This window comes from Pectobacterium odoriferum, from assembly GCF_009931295.1.
GTDB classification, from domain to species: domain Bacteria; phylum Pseudomonadota; class Gammaproteobacteria; order Enterobacterales; family Enterobacteriaceae; genus Pectobacterium; species Pectobacterium odoriferum.
Genome location: NZ_CP034938.1, coordinates 179,702 through 200,819, shown reverse-complemented (window position 1 = coordinate 200,819; position 21,118 = coordinate 179,702). Strand labels below are relative to the sequence as shown.

Genomic DNA, 21,118 nt, shown 5'->3' with positions numbered 1-21,118 from the left:
TGGTCAAATATTTGAGGGTTCAGTAACATGACCCCCTAATTATGTTAATTACCTATCAATTCACAGCGAAACGACAGTGGCACAAAGAGACTACGTGAGCCGGGGGCGTTCATCAGGAACGCGTCGGAAAACGACAAATAGCCGAAAAAAAGGCAAGGCTTCAGGTGCGTCCAAAACGATGGTCGCGCTCGCTGTTGCCGTTTTGGTCACCTTCGTGGGCGGTCTGTACTTCATCGCCCATAATAAACCCGAAGAGTCCCCCGTCCTTCCGCATCAGAACGCGGGCAAAGGTAACGGGCTCCCCCCCAAGCCGGAAGAACGTTGGCGTTACATCAAAGAGCTGGAAAATCGTCAGTTGGGCGTCACGACGCCAACGGAACCTTCGGCTGGTGGAGAAATCCAGTCGCCGGTACAGTTGACGGCTGAGCAGCGCCAGCTGTTGGAGCAAATGCAGTCTGATATGCGTCGTCAGCCAACACAACTGTCCGAGGTGCCGTATAACGACCAGACGCAGGTTCCGCGCTCACAGGTGACGATTAAGCCGCCAACTCAACCGATGCAGCAGCCACCTGTCGTGACGACACAACCTGCAACGCGTGCACCAGCGGTCGCGCAAACGATGCCTGTTGTTCCCAAACAAGAGATACCAAAACAGGAAGCGCCGAAGCAACAGCCAGTCAAACAGCCTGAAGCACCAAAAGCTGAAAAAACTCAACGCTGGGCAATTCAGTGCGGCTCCTTCAAAACCATGGATCCTGCCGAGTCAGTAAGAGCACAGTTGGCGTTTGCGGGCATCGAAAGCCGCATCACCTCTAGCGGTGGCTGGAATCGTATTATGCTAGGGCCTTATAACAACCGTGCTGCGGCAGATAGCATGCTCCAACGTCTAAAAGGCGCGGGCGCATCAAACTGTATTCCTCTTGCCAACGGGGGTTGAAAAACCCCACGCTTTCCCCCATCTATAACGTCAATGTGCCCCGAGTAATGTGGGCAATGCCGATCGGTTAAGGGTCGAGAGACCGGGCTAGCACGGTGCGGGGTATCATAAACATTACTCCCACACCGTATTTTCCCTGGCATCACACTTAAACGAGCAACATTGCGCGTGATGCGGGGGTCTTTTTCTTCAAACGGGGACTGACTCGTGACAACAATTGTAAGCGTACGCCGCAACGGCCAGGTGGTCATTGGCGGTGATGGACAAGCCACTCTGGGCAACACCGTGATGAAAGGTAATGTGCGTAAAGTACGTCGCCTCTACCATGACCGCGTCATCGCCGGTTTCGCAGGCGGCACGGCGGATGCCTTCACCCTTTTTGAGCTTTTTGAGCGCAAGCTGGAATTGCACCAGGGTCATCTGGTAAAAGCTGCCGTCGAGCTGGCGAAAGACTGGCGTACCGACCGTATGCTACGCAAACTGGAAGCCTTGCTGGCCGTCGCGGACGAAAATGCCTCGCTGATCATTACTGGTAATGGCGATGTCGTGCAGCCTGAAAACGATCTGATCGCGATTGGTTCCGGCGGTCCTTATGCACAGGCTGCCGCGCGTGCGTTACTGGAAAACACCGAGCTGGGTGCCCGTGATATCGTCGAAAAATCTCTGGGGATTGCTGGCGACATCTGTATCTACACCAACCAGTTCCACACGATAGAAGAATTAGCCTCCAAGGCGTAAGGATCAACTATGTCTGAAATGACCCCGCGCGAGATAGTCAGCGAACTCGACAGCTATATCATCGGCCAGCATAAAGCGAAACGTGCCGTTTCCATCGCGCTGCGTAACCGCTGGCGCCGTATGCAGTTGGACGAAGCACTTCGTCATGAAGTGACGCCTAAAAATATTCTCATGATCGGCCCGACCGGCGTCGGTAAAACCGAAATCGCTCGTCGTCTGGCGAAGCTCGCCAATGCGCCGTTCATCAAAGTGGAAGCCACCAAATTCACCGAAGTCGGCTATGTCGGTAAAGAAGTTGACTCCATCATCCGCGATCTGACGGATTCCGCGATCAAAATGGTGCGCCTTCAGTCCATCGAAAAAAACCGCTTCCGTGCGGAAGAGATGGCGGAAGACCGCATTCTGGATGTACTCATTCCTCCAGCAAAAAACAACTGGGGGCAGTCAGAAAGCACACCGGAGCCTTCCGCCGCACGTCAGGCATTCCGCAAGAAACTGCGTGAAGGCCAGTTGGACGACAAAGAGATCGAGATCGATCTGGCTGCTGCTCCTGTTGGCGTAGAGATCATGGCTCCTCCAGGCATGGAAGAGATGACCAACCAGCTCCAGTCCATGTTCCAGAATCTGGCAGGACAAAAGCAGAAAGCCCGTAAGGTCAAAATCAAAGACGCCTTTAAGCTGCTGATAGAAGAAGAAGCCGCCAAGCTGGTGAACCCAGAAGAGTTGAAACAGCAGGCGATTGAAGCCGTTGAGCAGCACGGTATCGTGTTCATCGATGAGATCGACAAAATCTGTAAGCGTGGCGAAAGCTCCGGCCCGGATGTTTCCCGTGAAGGCGTTCAGCGCGACCTGCTGCCGCTGGTGGAAGGCTGCACCGTATCGACCAAGCACGGCATGGTCAAAACCGACCATATTCTGTTTATCGCGTCCGGTGCGTTCCAGGTTGCCAGCCCGTCCGATCTGATTCCTGAATTGCAGGGACGCCTTCCGATTCGCGTAGAGTTGCAGGCGCTGACGACGGAAGATTTCGAGCGCATCCTGACGGAACCGAGCGCCTCGCTGACCGAGCAGTACAAAGCGCTGATGGCGACGGAAGGCGTGGACATTTCGTTCACCACCGATGGTATCCGCCGTATTGCCGAAGCCGCTTGGCAGGTAAACGAAAGCACTGAGAATATCGGCGCGCGCCGTCTGCATACCGTGATGGAGCGTCTGATCGAAGACGTCTCTTACGACGCCAGCGAAATGAACGGTCAAAGCGTTACCATTGACGCAGATTACGTACGTAATCATCTGGATGAATTAGTAGCAGATGAAGATCTGAGTCGATTTATCTTATAATCCGTTTTCGCGGATCGCACGATTAACGGTAAAGTGGGAGGCGTTGGCCTCCCACTTTTGTTTCTGACGCCGCCATCACTGACTTTTCTTGTTTATAAACGGATGATTCACGCAATTGAATCGTCAATAAAAATTGAAGCACACCATGACCTTATCGACCCATAGCAGCAAAACCAAAGCCTGGCTGGATAGCCTGCGTCCAAAGACGTTGCCATTAGCTTTTGCGTCCATCGTCACTGGCTCGGCGATTGCGAGCTGGCATAGCAGCTTTAAACCGGGCGTAGCATTACTGGCGTTGTTGACCGCCGGACTGCTGCAAATCCTTTCCAATCTGGCGAACGACTATGGGGATGCGATAAAAGGCAGCGACACCGAGGAACGTATCGGGCCATTGCGCGGCATCCAGACTGGGGCGATTACGCTGACGCAGCTGCGCAATGCGCTAATCGTAACCGTGGCGCTCACCATCATTTCCGGCGTGAGCCTGGTGATTCTGGCGTGTGAAAAGCCAGCGGATATCTTCGGTTTCCTGATCCTAGGGCTGCTGGCGATTTTCGCCGCTATCACCTATACCGTCGGTAATAAACCCTATGGCTACATCGGGCTCGGCGATATCTCGGTGCTGATATTTTTCGGCTGGCTCAGCGTCGCGGGGTCGTATTACCTGCAAACCGGACATTTCGACAGCGTCGTGATGCTACCTGCGACAGCCTGCGGTCTATTGGCGACGGCGGTGCTCAATATCAATAATCTGCGCGATATCGACAACGATCGTATCAGTGGAAAGAACACGCTGGCAGTGCGTCTGGGTGCGGAAAAAGCGCGCTTCTACCACACGATGCTGCTGTTGCTGGCTCCGGTTTGTCTCGCCCTATTTGCCACGTTTTATCTACACAGTCTGGCGGGCTGGCTCTTTATTCTGACGCTCCCGTTACTGATTCAGCAGGCACGCTATGTGTTGCGTGAAACCAGCGCATTCAGTATGCGCCCGATGCTGGAAAAAACAGTGAAAGGCGCGCTACTGACCAACATTCTGTTCGCTGTCGGCGTGGTATTGAGTTAGTGCGGGTAAAGTGAGCACAGGCGAAAAGCAGCGCGTATTTACTGATACGCATCAAGTTAACATTTGATGATTTTGCCAACAGCCGCCAGAAAGGGATATACTCATGATTCCGGCGGCAAACAGACGTGAATCCTATGAAATACGATACTTCCGAACTGTGCGATATCTACCACGAAGAGGTGAATGTTGTTGAGCCTCTGTTCTCTAATTTTGGCGGGCGTACTTCATTTGGTGGCAAAATCACCACGGTGAAATGTTTTGAAGATAACGGCCTGCTGTTCGATCTCCTTGAAGAAAACGGCCTCGGGCGCGTGCTTTTGGTCGATGGCGGGGGATCGGTGCGCCGCGCGTTGATCAACGCGGAAATCGCCCGGTTGGCGACGCAAAACGAGTGGGAAGGCATTGTCGTTTATGGCGCGGTGCGTCAGGTTGACGATTTGGCTGAGCTGGATATCGGTATTCAGGCGATGGCGGCCATTCCGGTCGGCGCGGGTAGCGAAGGCATCGGCGAGAGCGATATTCGCGTCAACTTCGGCGGCGTCACCTTCTTCTCCGGTGACCATCTGTATGCCGATAATACCGGTATTATTTTGGCGGAAGACCCGCTGGATATTGAATAATATCGTTGAATTTTCAGGGAATTTATCACGTCGAGCGATGATAATGGGTAGATCGTAAAGACGCTGTGAATACATCCCTGTACGCTCGAGCCGCGCAATATGAATCTCATCCTGAGATTCAGCCTTACAGGGCCGTCGCAAGCGACGTTCAAAAGCGTCATTGACGCTTTTGTCCCTGGCGCGGACGCTTTACTCTTCTATCCCATTATCACCGTTCTAATTCAGTGAAATAGGCTTCTCCGGCTGTCAAAAGTCCGATTAGACTTCTTCCATTTTGCCTAACAGCGCGCGCAGGCGCTCTTGCCATACCACTTGCTCTTCTTTCAACTGCTCGTTCTCGCGCACTAGCGTTTCACGTGAACCCGCTGCCGCCTGAACATCCTGCGACAGCGCGTTGTTCTGCTCTTTCAGCTCTTCAATTTCCATTTGCAACAGCGTGATGGTATCAATCGCCTGCTGAACTTTCGCTTCCAGCTTTTCAAACACTTCAAATGACATTCTCAAACCCCTTTTAATCGCAACAAGGCAAAGATCGGTTAACGCTGGCTTTCGGACTCTGTAACCAACACCAACGGTGTCGCCATCCGCCCATAAACATAATCTTGACTGCGGGACAGCTGGCAAGACAGACCATAGCGAAATTGTATGTAGCTAACCGCCACGTGTCTAGCGCACATCCCCCACTACGCGAGTGTGGCAGCTTTTCTTACGTAACACTATCAGTACAAACTGAAAAATGGGCAACCGAAACGGAAAAATGAGCGGCGCAAACTGAAAACGACTCCTGTTCGCTTCCCCATTACTCCTATTGTGTTAATAAATTTAACCTGAGCGTTACTATCAATCGTGTGCAAAAAATCATCACCAGTCATTTTATAGGCGAATACGCTCATTTTCTTGACGAACAACACACATTTCAATTTCGATATTTCTCGATTTCGAGCATTAACGATAAATTCACATCATAAATACATTTAAAACAGAGGATGCCCCCAACGGTATCCTTAGACCTACCACTCTGTACGTTACCCAGCAGGAAAAAAATATGAGCCAAGCAGAACGTTCAACGCTAAAAGGCCAGTGCATCGCCGAGTTTCTCGGCACTGGCCTGCTGATTTTCTTCGGTGTCGGCTGTGTCGCCGCCTTGAAACTGGCGGGAGCCAGCTTCGGACAGTGGGAAATCAGCATCATTTGGGGTCTGGGGGTTGCGATGGCAATCTACCTGACCGCCGCCATTTCCGGTGCTCACCTCAACCCAGCTGTCACTATTGCCCTGTGGCTGTTTGCCTGCTTCGATGGGCGTAAGGTTGTACCTTACATTCTGGCGCAGATTGCAGGGGCCTTTTGTGCCGCCGCACTGGTCTATGGTCTGTATCACAATCTGTTCGTGGATTTTGAACAAGCCAACAATATAGTGCGCGGCAGCACGGAAAGCCTGAGTTTAGCGGGCATTTTCTCAACCTATCCAAATCCGCACATTTCCGTCATGCAGGCACTGCTGGTTGAGACCGTCATCACCGCCATCTTGATGTGTCTGATTCTGGCGCTGACCGATGATGGTAACGGCATCCCACGCGGGCCACTTGCTCCCCTGCTAATCGGTATTTTGATTGCCGTTATCGGTGCGTCTATGGGGCCGCTGACCGGCTTCGCCCTTAACCCAGCGCGTGACTTTGGCCCTAAGCTGTTCGCTTTCCTGGCGGGCTGGGGCAACGTGGCCTTCACCGGCGCACGCGACATTCCTTACTTCCTGGTTCCCATCTTCGGCCCCATTATCGGTGCCTGTCTGGGTGCCTTCGGCTATCGCGCACTGATTGGCCGCAATCTGCCATGCGATGTGTGTGAACCCGAGGCAGAAACTCCCCCCCGTCGTGAAAGCCGTTAAACTTAACGCCACGACCATCCTATTTCACGGTTAATCATTACAGGATTGGATTTATGAACCCGGAAAAAAAATACATTGTCGCAATCGACCAGGGCACAACCAGCTCCCGTGCTGTCGTACTGGACCACGATGCCAATATCGTTAGCGTTTCACAGCGTGAATTCACCCAAATCTATCCAAAAGCAGGTTGGGTAGAACACGACCCAATGGAGATTTGGGCATCACAAAGCTCAACGCTGGTCGAAGTGCTGGCTAAAGCCGATATCAACGCGGATGAAGTCGCGGGCATTGGTATCACCAACCAGCGTGAAACCACCGTCGTATGGGAAAAGGAGAGCGGCAAGCCGATTTATAACGCCATCGTCTGGCAATGTCGTCGTACCGCTGAAATTTGCGAAAAGCTGAAGAAAGACGGTCTGGAAGAGTACGTTCGCAACACCACCGGGCTGGTGGTCGATCCCTACTTCTCCGGCACCAAAGTGAAATGGATTCTGGATCACGTTGAAGGCTCCCGTGAACGCGCCAAACGCGGCGAACTGCTGTTTGGTACCATCGATACCTGGCTGATTTGGAAAATGACGCAAGGGCGTGTTCACGTAACGGATTACACCAACGCCTCCCGCACCATGCTGTTTAACATTCATACGCTGGAATGGGATACCCGCATGCTGGAAGCGCTGGATATCCCGCGTGAGATGCTGCCGGAAGTGCGCGCGTCTTCAGAAGTCTACGGCCAGACCAACATTGGCGGTAAAGGCGGTACGCGTATTCCGATCGCCGGTATCGCAGGTGACCAGCAGGCGGCGTTGTACGGCCAGCTCTGCGTTCATCCGGGTATGGCGAAAAACACCTACGGCACGGGCTGCTTCCTGCTGATGAACACGGGTAAAGAAGCGGTGCTGTCCAAACACGGACTGCTGACCACTATCGCCTGTGGCCCACGCGGCGAAGTTAACTACGCACTGGAAGGCTCGGTGTTCGTCGGTGGCGCATCCATCCAATGGCTGCGTGACGAGCTGAAGCTGATCGGCGACTCAATGGACTCCGAATACTTCGCGACGAAAGTGAAGGATTCTAACGGCGTCTATGTCGTCCCCGCCTTCACCGGTTTGGGTGCCCCTTACTGGGACCCGTATGCCCGTGGCGCGATCTTCGGTCTGACCCGTGGCGTGAATGCTAACCACATCATCCGCGCAACGCTGGAATCGATTGCCTTCCAGACCCGCGATGTACTGGATGCCATGCAGGCGGATGCCGATACGCGCCTGAAAGCGCTGCGTGTCGACGGTGGCGCGGTCGCCAACAACTTCCTGATGCAGTTCCAGTCCGATATCCTCGGTACACGCGTGGAACGTCCAGAAGTACGTGAATCCACGGCGCTGGGTGCTGCGTTCCTGGCTGGCCTTGCTACTGGCTTCTGGAACGATCTGGATGAAGTGAAGAGCAAAGCGACTATCGAGCGGGAATTCCGCCCCAGCATCGAAACGGTAGAGCGCAACGTTCGCTACAGCGGCTGGCAAAAAGCCGTGGCTCGTGCCCGTAGCTGGGAAGATCACGACGCCTAATCCATCCACTAATCCATCAACAACGGGCGCGCCTGTCGTGCCCGTTTTTTCCCTATCGCCCAACCGCCACTCTCCCCCGTTGTGATAAAATCCTCGCCCACATCCTAATGTTGATCGTTTAAGAACCGAGATACCGGGGCGACCACGGTGCGAGGCGTCCCTGCGGGAACCTCATCACCGTGTTTCCCCTAAATCCATGCTTAAGTGGCTAACATAAGGCCGCACCTTTTCCCGATCGACAACAGACAGGTATTTATGAAACGTGAATTAGCCATTGAGTTCTCACGCGTCACCGAAGCAGCCGCACTGGCAGGCTATAAGTGGTTAGGGCGTGGCGATAAGAATGCCGCCGACAACGCTGCCGTACAGGCAATGCGCATCATGCTGAATCAGGTCAATATCAACGGTCAGATTGTCATCGGCGAAGGGGAAATCGACGAAGCGCCTATGCTGTTCATCGGCGAACAGGTCGGCACTGGTCAGGGCGATGCCGTAGACATCGCCGTCGATCCGATTGAAGGCACGCGGATGACGGCAATGGGTCAGGCGAATGCGCTGGCCGTGCTGGCCGTTGGCGAAAAAGGCACGTTTTTGCACGCGCCAGACATGTACATGGAAAAGCTGATTGTCGGCCCCGAGGCAAAAGGCGCGATTGACCTCAACCTGCCGCTGGCGGACAACCTGCGTAATGTCGCACTGAAGCTGGGTAAACCGCTGAGCCAGTTAACGGTGACTATACTCGCTAAACCGCGCCACGATGCCTGTATCGCGGATATGCAGCAGTTGGGCGTGAAGGTGTTCGCGATTCCAGACGGCGACGTCGCCGCATCCATCCTCACCAGCATGCCGGACAGCGAAGTTGACGTGCTGTACGGCATCGGCGGAGCACCCGAAGGCGTGATTTCAGCAGCCGTTATTCGCGCACTTGATGGCGATATGCAGGGACGTTTGCTGGCACGTCATCAGGTCAAAGGCGATAGCGCTGAAAACCGCCGCATCGGTGAAGATGAGCTGGCACGCTGCCGCCAAATGGGCATCGAAGCGGGTGGTGTCCTCAAGCTTGATGACATGGCGCGCAACGATAACGTGATTTTCTCCGCGACCGGCATAACCAAAGGTGATTTGCTGGACGGAATCGCGCGTAAAGGCAACATGGCCACCACGGAAACGCTGCTGATCCGCGGCAAATCCCGCACGATCCGTCGCATTAAATCGACGCACTATCTGGATCGTAAGGATCGCATGCTGCACGAATTCCTGCTGTAGCTGACCACCGATCGGCAGACTGATTGTTTCACAGTTGTTAATAAATGGCGTATCTTAGGCACGTGAATTTTTAGCGTCTAATGCAAGCAACAGGAGCAGAAAAATATGGCTGAATGGGTGACAGGCAAGGTGGTTCAGGTGGAAAACTGGACAGAAAGTCTGTTTAGCATTCGGGTTCACGCGCCCGCTGATGCATTCACTGCTGGGCAGTATGGCAAACTGGCGCTGGAGATTGATGGCGAGAAAGTGCAGCGCGCGTATTCCTACGTGAATGCGCCCAGCGATCCCACGCTTGAGTTCTATCTGGTGACGGTGCCAGAAGGTAAGCTCAGTCCTCATCTGCATGCGTTGCAGCCCGGTTCAGACGTCATGATCGTCAAAGAGGCTGCCGGCTTTTTCGTGCTGGAAGAAGTGCCTGATTGTGAAACGCTGTGGATGTTGGCAACAGGCACGGGCATTGGCCCTTACCTGTCGATTCTTCAGGAAGGCAAGGGTCTGGAGCGTTTTAAGAACATCGTGCTGGTTCACGCCGCCCGCTTCTCACGCGATCTGAGCTATCTGCCGCTGATGCAGCAATTACAGCAGCGCTACCACGGTCAACTGCGTATTCAAACGGTCGTCAGCCGGGAAGAAGAAACAGGCTCGCTGACGGGACGCATTCCCCAGCTTATCAGCAGCGGTACGCTGGAAGCCGCCGTGGGCTTGCCGATGGATGCCGCAACCAGCCACGTCATGCTGTGCGGTAACCCGCAGATGGTACGCGACACTCAGCTGTTGCTGAAAGAAGAACGTCAAATGACCAAGCACCTGCGCCGCAGGCCTGGTCATATGACCGCCGAAAACTATTGGTAAACCGCGTTTTATACCAACTAGCGGCGGAAACGAAACGGTTCCGCCGCTGCTCCAAAACGATTTTCCCCTTTTGTCCCCAGAAAAACGCCGCAGTCGAGCAGCGTCATCACGACAATCAGGATCGGCAAAAAGCGGCCAATGCCCCACTGCCAGATGGACGAAAACATCGTCCAATTCCCCGAGGCCAACATCCACGCCACCACTAACAACAGCGCCCACCAGCCGCTCTTATTACGGTCATGCAGCCGTTTCACCATAATCGCCGCCGTCGGCCACAGCAATACCACCAAACCAAACGCCGTCGATTGCGTATCCAGCCAGCTTTGGCCGGATAGCGTAAACAGCACCGCCATCAATGCGACCCAAATCGCCATCCAAAGCCAGAAATCACGACGACCGACTCGGCCTTTAAACGAGAAGCACCACTGCTGTAATGTCATTAACGATAACGCCCTGAATTATCAGCCAGTCTGGCCGAATTAATCTGTATTTTATTGTGGCTGATTTTACCTCAACCCGAGTATTTGCCTGCAATCTTTACGCGATTTTTGTCAGCCACGTTCAATTTCTCACAACGACGTACTATTTTTGACAACGACGTACAAATGCCGCTTTAATCGAATGTATTCTGCCGTTATCGGCCTGGACATCTTCTGAAGTGGCTGACCCGAATCCCTATGACACGAAAACGCATCGCTTCACTTTTGGTTTTATCATCGCTGGTGCTGTACCAGACTCATGCGGGAGCCGATCCGACGTTTCCGCCCAAAACCTCAGCCAATGCGCCGTATCTGCTGGCTGGTGCCCCCACCTTCGATCAAACCATCACGCAGTTCCGTTCTCGCTACAACCTGAGCAACCCTACGCTACCGATCGGTGAATTTCGGGTTGTCGATACCAGTAACATCACCAGCATCTTGACCCGTGCAGCCAACCGAATCAACGATCACCTCTATGCCTCAACCGCGCTGGAAAAAGGCACTGGGAAAATCAAAACGCTGCAAATTACCTGGTTGCCGCAGCCGCAGAGCGAACAAGAAACCACAGTGCGTCGTAAGCAAGCCATCGACTATATGGCTGCGCTGGCACGCACGTTCGCACCATCACTGACGGAAGAACAGAGTGTGAAAAAAGTCACCGAACTGCTGGGAAAAGGCAAAGGACAGCGCTTTTACCAGCAGACAGAAGGAGCCTTGCGTTATGTTGTTGCAGATGATGGTGAAAAAGGGCTAACTTTTGCTGTTGAACCGATTAAGCTAACGCTATCTGAACCGTGATCAACACGGTAATTAATGACGAAAAACAGAGCCACGGTCACATTTCGTCTCTATACTGTGGGCAGGTTATATTGCCTGACGGCAGTACTTTAATGCATTGATTCATTAACATATTGATTCATTCGCGATTCCGGCTGGAGGAAAAAAGATGCGACATCCATTAGTTATGGGTAACTGGAAGCTGAACGGCAGCACTCACATGGTCAACGAACTGATTGCGGGCCTGCGTAAAGCGCTCAGCACCGTTGACGGCTGTGGTGTAGCGATTGCACCACCTGCTATCTATCTCGATCAGGCTAATCACCAACTGGCTGGCAGCCGCATTGCTCTGGGCGCGCAGAATGTTGACGTGAATCTTTCTGGCGCTTTCACCGGTGAAACGTCTGCCGAGATGCTGAAAGACATCGGCGCGAAATACATCATCATCGGCCACTCTGAGCGCCGCACCTACCACAAAGAAAGCGATGAATTCATTGCGAAGAAATTTGGCGTGCTGAAAGACGCGGGCCTGATTCCGGTGCTGTGCATTGGCGAAACTGAAGCAGAAAACGAAGCGGGCCAGACGGAAGCCGTCTGTGCGCGTCAACTGGACGCTGTGCTGAATACACTGGGCGCGAAAGCGTTTGAAAACACCGTTGTCGCCTACGAACCTGTATGGGCTATCGGTACCGGCAAATCTGCAACTCCAGCACAGGCTCAGGCTGTTCACAAATTCATCCGTGACCATATCGCCAAGCAAGATGCTGCCGTTGCTGAACAAGTGATCATCCAGTACGGCGGTTCTGTGAATGCGGCGAATGCGGCCGAGCTGTTCACCCAGCCGGACATCGATGGCGCGCTGGTTGGCGGTGCATCACTGAAAGCTGACGCCTTCGCTGTCATCGTGAAAGCCGCAGCCGACGCTAAACGCGGCTAAGCGTTTATCGAAAACAGACGGACGAAGGTTCGTCTAATCAAAAAGCCGGTTCACGCTATCGCGCCAACCGGCTTTTTTATGGCGAGCAAAATACTCGCCCTCTTCTTTTCAGCAATCTGCTAACGGCGCAACGCTGACTTCGCCGCAGGGATTTGCTGCGTAATGCAGTGAATATTTCCCCCACCCAGCAGGATTTCCCGCGCAGGCACGCCGCTAATCAGGTAGCCAGGGAACATCTGTTGCAGCAGATCGCGTGCAACGTCATCCGTCTTCTCATCCAGCAGCGGGAAAATAATCTGCTGGTTGCTGATCAGGAAATTCACATAAGAACCCGCCAGACGGGAACCGGCAAGGCGTTCAACGGCATCGCCGCTGTCCACGCCCTGCGCTTCCTCTTTGGTTGCATACAGCGGGCCGGGTGCAGGCAGTTTCCAGATTTTTAACTCACGCCCTTGCGCATCCCGCGCGGCCGACAACACCTCATAGGCTGCGACAGAACGCACATACTGCGGATCGTTTTCATCATCCGTCCAGTGCAGCGCCACTTCACCGGGGCGCACGAAACAGCACATGTTATCGATATGCCCATCGGTTTCGTCGTTGTACACGCCTTCTTCCAGCCAGATAACCGTCGAAATATCGAGGTAATCACGCATCAGCTGTTCGATTTCCGCCTTGCTCAAATGCGGGTTACGGTTCGGATTGAGCAAGCATTCTGCCGTAGTCAACAAGGTGCCTTCACCATCAACATGGATCGACCCACCTTCCAGAATCAGCGGCGCGGCATAGCGTGCGACCTGATGATAGTCCAGCACCTGTGCCGCCACTTTCTCATCCTGACGCCAGTCTTCATACAGACCGCCCAATTCGCCGCCCCAGGCGTTGAACTGCCAGTCGATACCCCGACGCTCACCGGCCTGGTTCAGCACGATGGTTGGACCGGTATCACGCATCCAGGCGTCGTCACTTTCCATTTCCACCAGCGTGACGTTCACCGGCATCACTTTTTGCGCATCTGCCATGTAGCGTGCAGGCACGCCCATGATCACCGGCGTGTTCTGGGCGATGGCTTCCGCCACGCGCGCGAACGTTTTCTGCGCTGGAACACCCTGCTCGCGCCAGTTATCGGTACGATACGGCCAAATCATCCACACGGCATCATGCGGTGCCCATTCGGCGGGCATCGCAAAGCCATCCTGCTGCGGCGTGGTGAGAGGGGGAGTCGCTAACTGTGACATCACTTATCTCCGGGTCTTGCCGTCAGAGGTGGCAATCGTGCCGTACATTTCCGGGCGACGGTCGCGGAACAGGCCCCATGACGCACGCTGTGCCGCAATGGCTTCTAAATCAAATTCATGCACCAGAATCGCTTCATCCGTCTTATTGGCCTGTGCCAACAGCGCACCCGTTTGGTCGGCAATGAAGGACGAGCCGTAGAACGTCATTTCCAGACCATCGATGTATTTGCTGGCTTCTGTACCAATACGGTTGGATGCGATTACCGGCACCAGATTCGCGGCGGCGTGACCTTGCTGAACGCGGGTCCAGTGCGGCTGGCTGTCGATGTCTGGGTAAGCGGGTTCAGAACCAATCGCGGTCGGATAGAAAATCAGCTCGGCACCCTGCAACGCCAGGCTGCGTGCGGTTTCTGGGAACCACTGATCCCAGCAAATGCCCACGCCGATTTTTGCGTAGCGCGTCTGCCAGACTTTAAAGCCGGTATCGCCCGGAATGAAGAATTGCTTTTCCTGATACGCAGGGCCATTCGGAATGTGCGTTTTGCGATAAACGTCCAGCACGGAGCCGTCCGCGTCAATCATCACCAGCGAGTTGTAATAGGCGTTATTGGCACGCTCAAAGAAGCTCAACGGCAGCACCACGTTCAGCTCCGCCGCCAGTGCGGAAAAATGCTTAATCAGCGGGCTGGTTTCCAGCTCCTGCGCCAGCGCATAGTGCTCCGGGCTTTGATCGATACAGAAATACGGTGCGGCAAACAGTTCCTGAATCAGGATAACCTGTGCGCCTTTTGCATGCGCTTGTCGCACCAGTTTTTCGGCGTTTTCAATGTTCTTAGGCAGATCCCAGGAACACGCCATTTGTGTTGCGGCAACGGTAACTTTTTTCATGCGAAAACCTCAATAATCTCTATGTATACCCGCCCTTTCACGCCGGGCAGATATTGGCAAGTAAGCACTTTTCTCGGCAATGAGCGCTATCATGCATCGGCACCAACAGGCGCGACCCTAACGAGTGTAGGCCAACACGCCGACTCATGCCCGACGGGAATCCCCCCCGTTAAGGTATTGACCGAAAATGACATGCGCATTATGCCAGTTAATGGCGAGACTTCACTATGCTGAAAATGCATGATCTCGCGTGACGGGCCGAAAAGAAAAACCGCCTTTTTCACGACGATCCAGACCGGTGGCAAACCTACTTGCAGGACGTAAAACGGTAGTAACGGAATAAAAGAGTAAAGCGTTTGCGCAATCCGAGCGCACAGGTTTTGGGCTGCCCCGTGGGAATGCGTTATACTGCGGCGGAATTTTTCTTCGTGGTTGACGCTATCTCATGTTCCATATCGCGCTCTATGAGCCTCAAATTGCACCGAATACCGGCAATATTATCCGACTGGCGGCCAATAACGGCTGTACGCTTCATTTGATTGAACCGCTGGGTTTTGATTTTGAAGAGAAAAAGCTGCGCCGTGCGGGACTGGATTATCACGATCTGGCGAACGTCAGCCGTCATAAAAACTATCAGGATTTTCTGGCTGCGGTTCCCGGCAAACGCATCTTCGCCTGTACGACCAAAGGTAGCCGTCCCTACGATCAGCCGACCTACCAGCTAGGTGATGTATTGCTGTTTGGATCGGAAACGTCCGGCCTGCCAGACGAGATTCGTAACGGCTTTGAGTCGGATTTCCGTATCCGCATTCCCATGCAGTCTAATAACCGTAGCCTGAATCTGTCGAATGCCGTGGCGATCATTAGCTACGAAGCCTGGCGGCAAAATGGCTTTGGCGGCTGCCTATAGCTGTTGCTTGCTACAGTCTGCCGTTGGCGGATTTTTTCAGGGGTGGATTCACCAGAAACACCACTTCCCCGCGATAATACGGTGAAGTGGCAAGGCGCTGCTGCCACTGCGGTTCCCACTTGCCGTGTTGCACCAGCCCGACCCGGAAAGGCAGGGTCAGCTTCATCAGCGCGGGCAGGTATTCGGCGTAGTTGGTAATGGTGCTGCGTCCCTGATAGGTCTGCACCACCACTTCATCCAGCTTGCCCTGTAAGCGGTTCAACGCCGACACATCCCCGGTTTTCGACCAATCGAGCAGCCCCGTAATACTGAGCTGACAATCTTCGGGTAAACGCTCGCGTAATTGCGTCAGAAATGCGACATAACCTGCCAACTGATAGCTTTTCGCGTCAAAATCGATCTGAATCCCAGCAACTTGATTCCCCTGACGCTGCCACTTTTCCCGTAATTTTAATATCCGGTTCAGGTGGCGATCGGAAAGCTCCAGCGTGGTCATGCGAAAAGCCAGCCAGACGCGGTTAACGCGCAATTGGCTGGGCGGAATCCCCTGACGCAGGAACACGACTTTACCCTGACGGCGCCCCACTTCACCCTGATGCAGGTACAGCGTTTGTGCCTGATGCAGAATCGGCTGGGGTCGCACCGCCGCCCATAGCCAGAAGTCCTGATAGCGCGTCGCGTCGACGATGGCGTGCGCCGCGTTGATGGCGGAAGGTGCAACGTTAACGGGAGCGGCCCGCGTACAGAGCGAAAGCAGGCCGGTCAACACGATTAACGGCGTTACCAGTAATAATCGAGCTTGTCTGCCCACACGCTGCCTTTGTACTTGGTTTTCAGTTGGGTAAACCAGGCTTTGCGGGTTGCCTTGCTGATATCCTGTGGGCCGCAGTCGTTATAGCCACTCGGTGCATAGCAGTAGACCGCGCGATACAAGGCATAGGTTTTGTCTTCCGGTGGCGCTTTCGGATCGGCAATCACCCGCATGTAACCATCCAGACGGTTATATTCGGTACCGACGAACTGCGTTGGCGCGTTGGTGAGTCCGCTCAACATGCTGCCTTCTCCCCAGTCGAAGCCCACGCTGTTGTTGGTGCGCAGGAAAAATTCGCCGAGGCAGTTAATCGAACGAGCGTCATTAGGGCGTTGATTTAGCGTCGTGACCACGTCATTCAGCGCCGGGCACTGATAGTCTTCTTCGGTGTCGCTACCGTCCCAGTCAAATGCCGTCAGATCTTCCTGATTCCAGCTTTGATTTTCGCTGCTGATCAGCGGCGCAATGTCTTTCCTCAACTGAACGTCTTTGAGATAGCCGGCGTAATCACCGTGGGTCAGCGACTTGGTTAACAGCGTATGCAGCGCGATAGCCCGTTCTTCATGGGTTTGCTGCGGGCCCGTTTGCTGACGCAACAGCTCGGCGTTGGCGCTAACTTTCAGCACGGCGGAGCGGAAACGCAGGTTTTTCACCGGGCTGTCGGCGGCAAAGATCCGCTCTGGATGACCCGCCTTGACCAGCGTTTCCGCCAGCGCCAGTTGCAGGAACTGATTTTGCGTGTATCCCGTATTGCGCGTTAGCAACTGACGCCAGTGCGCTTCCGCCTCATCCCAGCGCTCCAGACGGACCAGCGCCCGACCGCGTAAGACTTGCAGGCTGAAACGCACGGTATCGGTCAGATCGTTCGCCTGTGTCGCGGGAACGCTGTTAACCACGGCGGCGTAATCTTTTTGACCATAAAACAGCTGTGCCGCCTGAAGGTAGCTGAATGCGCCCTGCATGTTGTCTTGCGCAAACAGCGGCTTCTGTGCGGCCAGTTCGTCAACGGATAAGGCGGGCAGCGCCAACCAGCCTTCATCGGAACGCAAGCGCTTGAGATCTTGCACCATCGTCAACGGTGCGCTTTCCGGTGCGCTGGTGAACTGCCGATTTTCCAGCAGCTTGTTGTCGATCTCGTCGCTCAATTCAAGGAGGGTTTCGACGTCAGCGGTGTTGTTCAACTCGTGTTGGTACGTTTTCGCTAAGGCATTCACATCGTCCAGAATCCAGTAAGCGCGGCGGTACAGCCCGTTAGCGGACTCGATGTATTGCCCGTCTGGATACTGTTTCAGATAGTCGCCAATATGCTGAACGGCCAGCTGTGCAGCCGCTTTATCGGCTTTACTGGCATCAAACATGTTGTATTCATCAAGCGCGTTTTCCATTGCTTTATTGATCGCTACGCGAATCAACATGTAGCGCGACGTTTCGGCCACCCACGGCTGCGATGAAGACGTTAACGCCTCAAAGCCGCTTTCTGCCTCATCAAAGTACCCCTGATAAAACGCGAGAACCGCGAACAGATACTGATTAAGTGCGCCGGCATGTCCTTCATCCGGCAGGCTTGCGAGACCCTCGTTCAGCGCCTCTTTGGTATACAGCGGGTTGAGGAGATTCACCCGCTGATGTGCCAGCAGCGTGCGTTGCTCATTGGTGAGCTGTGTGTCAGCCAGCAGGACATCGAAAAACGCTTCCAGCGTGGAGAGCGCATTGGAAATATGGCGTCCTTCGTTATCGTCAGGCGAAAACGTGGAGATCGTGCCCTGAACGGCTAAAGGAAGGTTAAGTTGCTTCGCTTTATTCAGTGTTGAAAGGTAAGGCGCATCTGCCGTGATATCCTCCGCTGAACCTGACGAAGGAACCTCTTCCGTAGCCGCAATCCCCATGACCCGGTAGGCTGTGAAAGGGTCGATACGTGAACGCGTTTGATCGGGTAAAGGATGGGGTAACGGAAGCGACATATTGTGGAGACGGCTTTGCAGCAACATCAGGTTAGCACGCGTGTCGTTGCCCGGCTGCAAATAGGGCAGGCCGGACACACCACATTCCGAGTCGGAAAAGCCGCACACTCCATCGCTGGAACTGAATGCCTGACTGCTCATTAACGCGGTCAGTACGGCCAGCAGCGTTACTCCTTTCATGGTTTGTATCCTTCATTCAACACGGGTCTTGCCTGTTTTCGGCATGAGTGGCGATCACTCTACGCACTCGTACAAAAAACGCAATGCAGTGCACGGTCTAGTGTCAATAGGAAACGGTAACCTGACCTGCGGAAGAAATAATTGCTGTAATGCTTTCTAATTTGGAAACCTTTATTTTCCTTATTTTTTGTTTATCTATTATGGAAATTTATATCTACTAATTATAGGGTGGTTTTAATTTAGGAAAACCCAATTATTTATTGAAAAAATAAATGTAAAATTTTCAATATTTTACGTTAAGTAATAACGTTAATAGGAAAGAGTATCTCATTATATACCCTAAATAATTCAAATTGCATGTGCGTTGGCCGCGCTACTCGACACACTTGGGTGTGTCTCGCCCCGTTGGGGCCGCTGCAAGCAGCGTTCAAACCAGCCTCTGGCAGGTTTGTCAGTCACCCGAATAACTTACCTGAGTAAGCTCATCGGGATTCCTTCCCTTGCCGCCTTCCTGAAACTTGAATTATTTAGGGTATAGCGATGTCTCGCGTTCATGATTTTTCCAATTAACTCAATAACCCTGTGAACGCTATTCTCACCACTATCCACCGGATGCGATGGCGTTTTTCGATATTATATCAACCCTTGTAAGAGGTAATACTATGCTGAACACAGAGGGGAGAGTCGTCTGTACATTGGCCTTGCTGGCGATGCTTCCACCCAAGGTGATGGCTGGAAGCATTGACGTAAAAATTATAGATGCCATTCATCTGATGGCCTGCAAGCTCACTTTTGTCGGTAACGGCTGCTCTGATTACGGTGTTATTTCACCTGTTTCACTAAAACAAGATACCGTTACTATATGGGATGCAAAACAGCTCTGCTTTACAATAACGAAGGATGTTCCCACTTGGAGAACGGTAAATGCCACCGAGACGAATGCACTTAGCGGTCAAGCAGGTCGTTATGGTGTATTTAAAGGTGAACCTTTACATCCGAAATCTATCAATGTGACAGATACTGGGCTACTTGATGTCGATAAAAAAACCGAGAAGTATGGTATCTGGGCTGTACGGGATGCCTATATTGTTGATGGTAACACGTCATTATTACTGCACCACAATATATCTGGGGTATGGAAACGCCAAATCATTAACAATGACACCATGTGTAATACTCCTGGTAAACATCAGCAATACCCGTGGGGAAAGATATCGAGAAAGCTTCGTTTTTTTGCAAAATGGTTGCTGGCACGCTAGGCGTGCAGGACTATACCCTAAATAATTTGAGTTGCATGTGAGTTGGCTACGATACTCAGCACACTTACGTGTGCCTCGCCCCGTTGGGGTCGCTGCAAGCAGCGTTCAAATCTGCCCTTGGCAGATTTGTCACTCACCTGAGTAAGCTCATCGGGATTCCTTCTCTTGCCGCCTTCCTACAACTCAAATTATTTAGGGTGTATGAGGTTTTCCATTTTGGAAACGTTTGTTTTTTTATTTTTTTGTTTACCTCGTTAGCGTGTTTGTTGATACTTATCGAAAGTCATTTCTTACTGTATTTATTTTTATTGGCAAACGGAATTATTTAACGATAGTTTTTTTGTAAAAATAACGAAAATGCAGTTTCTATAGATATGAGAATAAAAATATATTTGATAGTAATGTAAATAAAAAATGATCTCGCTATAGAGATATCTCATTGCTATTTTTGTTATTTACCCAATGATTCTGTGAGTGTAATTCTCACTATTACCCGTCGGACAGAGTACTTTCTTCCGATTCTATTAATACATAAGATAGAGAGGTTATTATGATGAATAAAGTAACAAAAACCGCCTGTGCACTGGCAGTGTTGACCGCAACATCGACCGGTGTCATGGCGGAGAGCATTGATGTCAAAGTGATTGGCACCATCACGCCAGCGGCCTGTAAACCAGCACTGACTGGCGGTGGCACCATTGATTATGGTGTTATTTCGCCTACGTCGCTAAACAAAGATACCTATACGGTGTTAGAGGAAAAACAGGTAGATTTTTCCATAACGTGTGATGCCCCTGCCAAAGTCGCGGTGAATGCTATCGGTGTGAAGGCCGATACGAGTACTGATGCAATTGACAGTACTAGCGGTTATAAGGTGTTTAAGGGGAAACTCTTTAATGAGGCATCTATAAATGTTGTGGGCTTAGGAAAGTCTGATAACGGTGAAAACATCGGAGGATATGGCATCCGGTTTGTACCGGATTCCTATACCGTTGATGATCAGAGTTCCTCATTGCTAGTGCGCCAAAATTCATCCGACAAATGGAGCACCAAGACATTTGATAATGGTTCTCTGTTTAATGTCAGTAATAAAAGCCATCAGCTTACCTGGGCAGCAAAAGGCGGTACAACCCCCATCGCGTTCAAAGCGGTTGCCGGCAAACTGGGTGTGCAGGCCTATATCACTCGGGCCTCTGCGCTTGACCTCTCCAAACCCGTCAAGCTGGATGGGTTGACCACGCTGGAACTGGTCTATTTGTAATGCAATTATCTGCGATTGATCGGTTTTGTGTCCGGCCTTTTCTCGATTCATTGGGGTCAATCCTTGTTTATTTATTTTAGGAAATCGAGAATTTTCTCGTGCCTATTTTACACGTTATAGGGAGAGATGTTTTATTCTCTAATGGAATAC

Annotated in this window: 20 protein-coding genes; 14 read left to right on the top strand and 6 right to left on the bottom strand. The window is 52.6% G+C overall.

All coding sequences use genetic code 11. From position 1 onward, the window contains the following. The first annotated feature begins 76 nt into the window (after positions 1 to 76). The 5 genes from ftsN to rraA all read left to right on the top strand — a co-directional run bounded on the left by ftsN (position 77) and on the right by rraA (position 4,699). Positions 77 to 937 (top strand): cell division protein FtsN, encoded by an 861-nt coding sequence (gene ftsN / locus EO763_RS00860; RefSeq protein WP_161527797.1) that lies wholly within the window; start codon positions 77 to 79, stop codon positions 935 to 937. A 207-nt stretch (positions 938 to 1,144) separates the two neighbouring features. Then, positions 1,145 to 1,675, top strand: a complete 531-nt coding sequence (gene hslV / locus EO763_RS00855) for an ATP-dependent protease subunit HslV (protein WP_005973334.1) — start codon at positions 1,145 to 1,147, stop codon at positions 1,673 to 1,675. 9 nt (positions 1,676 to 1,684) lie between these two features. Further along, positions 1,685 to 3,016: an HslU--HslV peptidase ATPase subunit gene (hslU, locus tag EO763_RS00850; protein ID WP_161527796.1), complete on the top strand. Its 1,332-nt coding sequence runs from the start codon at positions 1,685 to 1,687 to the stop codon at positions 3,014 to 3,016. Between the two features lie 145 nt (positions 3,017 to 3,161). Beyond that, the gene (locus tag EO763_RS00845) at positions 3,162 to 4,079 is read left to right on the top strand and encodes a 1,4-dihydroxy-2-naphthoate polyprenyltransferase (RefSeq protein WP_161527795.1); all 918 of its coding nucleotides are present in this window, start codon (positions 3,162 to 3,164) and stop codon (positions 4,077 to 4,079) included. Between the two features lie 134 nt (positions 4,080 to 4,213). Continuing rightward, the gene (rraA, locus tag EO763_RS00840; protein ID WP_010281528.1) at positions 4,214 to 4,699 is read left to right on the top strand and encodes a ribonuclease E activity regulator RraA; all 486 of its coding nucleotides are present in this window, start codon (positions 4,214 to 4,216) and stop codon (positions 4,697 to 4,699) included. 258 nt (positions 4,700 to 4,957) lie between these two features. Here the strand turns inward: rraA and zapB are convergent, their stop codons facing one another. Then, positions 4,958 to 5,197 (bottom strand): septal ring assembly protein ZapB, encoded by a 240-nt coding sequence (zapB, locus tag EO763_RS00835; RefSeq protein WP_161527794.1) that lies wholly within the window; start codon positions 5,195 to 5,197, stop codon positions 4,958 to 4,960. A 547-nt stretch (positions 5,198 to 5,744) separates the two neighbouring features. Between zapB and EO763_RS00830 the strand changes: the two genes are divergently transcribed. The 4 genes from EO763_RS00830 (at position 5,745) to fpr (ending at position 10,267) form a co-directional block, all read left to right on the top strand. Beyond that, positions 5,745 to 6,584 (top strand): MIP/aquaporin family protein, encoded by an 840-nt coding sequence (locus tag EO763_RS00830; RefSeq protein WP_161527793.1) that lies wholly within the window; start codon positions 5,745 to 5,747, stop codon positions 6,582 to 6,584. A 53-nt stretch (positions 6,585 to 6,637) separates the two neighbouring features. Next, positions 6,638 to 8,149 (top strand): glycerol kinase GlpK, encoded by a 1,512-nt coding sequence (glpK, locus tag EO763_RS00825; protein ID WP_039491860.1) that lies wholly within the window; start codon positions 6,638 to 6,640, stop codon positions 8,147 to 8,149. A 255-nt stretch (positions 8,150 to 8,404) separates the two neighbouring features. Next, positions 8,405 to 9,415, top strand: coding sequence for a class II fructose-bisphosphatase (gene glpX, locus EO763_RS00820; protein ID WP_161527792.1), 1,011 nt, complete (start codon positions 8,405 to 8,407; stop codon positions 9,413 to 9,415). A gap of 105 nt (positions 9,416 to 9,520) precedes the next feature. Then, positions 9,521 to 10,267, top strand: a complete 747-nt coding sequence (gene fpr, locus EO763_RS00815) for a ferredoxin--NADP(+) reductase (protein WP_044204233.1) — start codon at positions 9,521 to 9,523, stop codon at positions 10,265 to 10,267. Positions 10,268 to 10,284: 17 nt separating this feature from the next. Here fpr and EO763_RS00810 read toward each other — a convergent pair whose 3' ends face one another. Then, positions 10,285 to 10,707: a DUF805 domain-containing protein gene (locus tag EO763_RS00810; RefSeq protein WP_010281540.1), complete on the bottom strand. Its 423-nt coding sequence runs from the start codon at positions 10,705 to 10,707 to the stop codon at positions 10,285 to 10,287. Between the two features lie 237 nt (positions 10,708 to 10,944). Between EO763_RS00810 and EO763_RS00805 the strand changes: the two genes are divergently transcribed. Both EO763_RS00805 and tpiA read left to right on the top strand, forming a co-directional pair. Then, positions 10,945 to 11,544: a YiiQ family protein gene (locus EO763_RS00805; RefSeq protein ID WP_161527791.1), complete on the top strand. Its 600-nt coding sequence runs from the start codon at positions 10,945 to 10,947 to the stop codon at positions 11,542 to 11,544. Positions 11,545 to 11,692: 148 nt separating this feature from the next. After that, complete coding sequence (gene tpiA / locus EO763_RS00800; RefSeq protein ID WP_039491869.1) at positions 11,693 to 12,460, top strand: triose-phosphate isomerase; 768 nt, start codon at positions 11,693 to 11,695, stop codon at positions 12,458 to 12,460. A 119-nt stretch (positions 12,461 to 12,579) separates the two neighbouring features. Here tpiA and aguA read toward each other — a convergent pair whose 3' ends face one another. Both aguA and aguB read right to left on the bottom strand, forming a co-directional pair. Further along, positions 12,580 to 13,698 (bottom strand): agmatine deiminase, encoded by a 1,119-nt coding sequence (gene aguA, locus EO763_RS00795; RefSeq protein ID WP_161527790.1) that lies wholly within the window; start codon positions 13,696 to 13,698, stop codon positions 12,580 to 12,582. A gap of 3 nt (positions 13,699 to 13,701) precedes the next feature. Further along, positions 13,702 to 14,586, bottom strand: a complete 885-nt coding sequence (gene aguB / locus EO763_RS00790; RefSeq protein WP_039474891.1) for an N-carbamoylputrescine amidase — start codon at positions 14,584 to 14,586, stop codon at positions 13,702 to 13,704. Between the two features lie 445 nt (positions 14,587 to 15,031). Between aguB and EO763_RS00785 the strand changes: the two genes are divergently transcribed. Further along, positions 15,032 to 15,496: a tRNA (cytidine(34)-2'-O)-methyltransferase gene (locus EO763_RS00785; protein WP_039491872.1), complete on the top strand. Its 465-nt coding sequence runs from the start codon at positions 15,032 to 15,034 to the stop codon at positions 15,494 to 15,496. 10 nt (positions 15,497 to 15,506) lie between these two features. Here EO763_RS00785 and EO763_RS00780 read toward each other — a convergent pair whose 3' ends face one another. Then, complete coding sequence (locus EO763_RS00780) at positions 15,507 to 16,307, bottom strand: DUF3142 domain-containing protein (RefSeq protein ID WP_161527789.1); 801 nt, start codon at positions 16,305 to 16,307, stop codon at positions 15,507 to 15,509. Then, positions 16,277 to 18,448, bottom strand: coding sequence for a PA5441 family protein (locus EO763_RS00775; protein WP_161527788.1), 2,172 nt, complete (start codon positions 18,446 to 18,448; stop codon positions 16,277 to 16,279). The genes EO763_RS00780 and EO763_RS00775 overlap by 31 nt, the downstream gene beginning before the upstream one ends. Positions 18,449 to 19,110: 662 nt before the next feature. Between EO763_RS00775 and EO763_RS00770 the strand changes: the two genes are divergently transcribed. Further along, positions 19,111 to 19,707 carry a hypothetical protein gene (locus tag EO763_RS00770; RefSeq protein WP_161527787.1) on the top strand — a complete coding sequence of 199 codons (597 nt, stop codon included), beginning with the start codon at positions 19,111 to 19,113 and terminating at the stop codon, positions 19,705 to 19,707. A 550-nt stretch (positions 19,708 to 20,257) separates the two neighbouring features. Then, positions 20,258 to 20,968 carry a DUF1120 domain-containing protein gene (locus tag EO763_RS00765; protein ID WP_161527786.1) on the top strand — a complete coding sequence of 237 codons (711 nt, stop codon included), beginning with the start codon at positions 20,258 to 20,260 and terminating at the stop codon, positions 20,966 to 20,968. Positions 20,969 to 21,118 lie beyond the last annotated feature (150 nt).

Excerpts from the sequence above, each read along its gene's own strand:
- EO763_RS00785 (WP_039491872.1), top strand. The coding sequence starts at position 15,032 with ATGTTCCATATCGCGCTCTATGAGCCTCAAATTGCACCGAATACCGGC.
- EO763_RS00765 (WP_161527786.1), top strand. The coding sequence starts at position 20,258 with ATGATGAATAAAGTAACAAAAACCGCCTGTGCACTGGCAGTGTTGACC.
- tpiA (WP_039491869.1), top strand. The coding sequence starts at position 11,693 with ATGCGACATCCATTAGTTATGGGTAACTGGAAGCTGAACGGCAGCACT.
- aguA (WP_161527790.1), bottom strand. The coding sequence starts at position 13,698 with ATGTCACAGTTAGCGACTCCCCCTCTCACCACGCCGCAGCAGGATGGC.
- fpr (WP_044204233.1), top strand. The coding sequence starts at position 9,521 with ATGGCTGAATGGGTGACAGGCAAGGTGGTTCAGGTGGAAAACTGGACA.
- glpX (WP_161527792.1), top strand. The coding sequence starts at position 8,405 with ATGAAACGTGAATTAGCCATTGAGTTCTCACGCGTCACCGAAGCAGCC.
- EO763_RS00775 (WP_161527788.1), bottom strand. The coding sequence starts at position 18,448 with ATGAAAGGAGTAACGCTGCTGGCCGTACTGACCGCGTTAATGAGCAGT.
- EO763_RS00805 (WP_161527791.1), top strand. The coding sequence starts at position 10,945 with ATGACACGAAAACGCATCGCTTCACTTTTGGTTTTATCATCGCTGGTG.
- aguB (WP_039474891.1), bottom strand. The coding sequence starts at position 14,586 with ATGAAAAAAGTTACCGTTGCCGCAACACAAATGGCGTGTTCCTGGGAT.
- glpK (WP_039491860.1), top strand. The coding sequence starts at position 6,638 with ATGAACCCGGAAAAAAAATACATTGTCGCAATCGACCAGGGCACAACC.
- EO763_RS00810 (WP_010281540.1), bottom strand. The coding sequence starts at position 10,707 with ATGACATTACAGCAGTGGTGCTTCTCGTTTAAAGGCCGAGTCGGTCGT.
- EO763_RS00845 (WP_161527795.1), top strand. The coding sequence starts at position 3,162 with ATGACCTTATCGACCCATAGCAGCAAAACCAAAGCCTGGCTGGATAGC.
- zapB (WP_161527794.1), bottom strand. The coding sequence starts at position 5,197 with ATGTCATTTGAAGTGTTTGAAAAGCTGGAAGCGAAAGTTCAGCAGGCG.
- EO763_RS00770 (WP_161527787.1), top strand. The coding sequence starts at position 19,111 with ATGCTGAACACAGAGGGGAGAGTCGTCTGTACATTGGCCTTGCTGGCG.
- EO763_RS00830 (WP_161527793.1), top strand. The coding sequence starts at position 5,745 with ATGAGCCAAGCAGAACGTTCAACGCTAAAAGGCCAGTGCATCGCCGAG.
- hslU (WP_161527796.1), top strand. The coding sequence starts at position 1,685 with ATGTCTGAAATGACCCCGCGCGAGATAGTCAGCGAACTCGACAGCTAT.
- rraA (WP_010281528.1), top strand. The coding sequence starts at position 4,214 with ATGAAATACGATACTTCCGAACTGTGCGATATCTACCACGAAGAGGTG.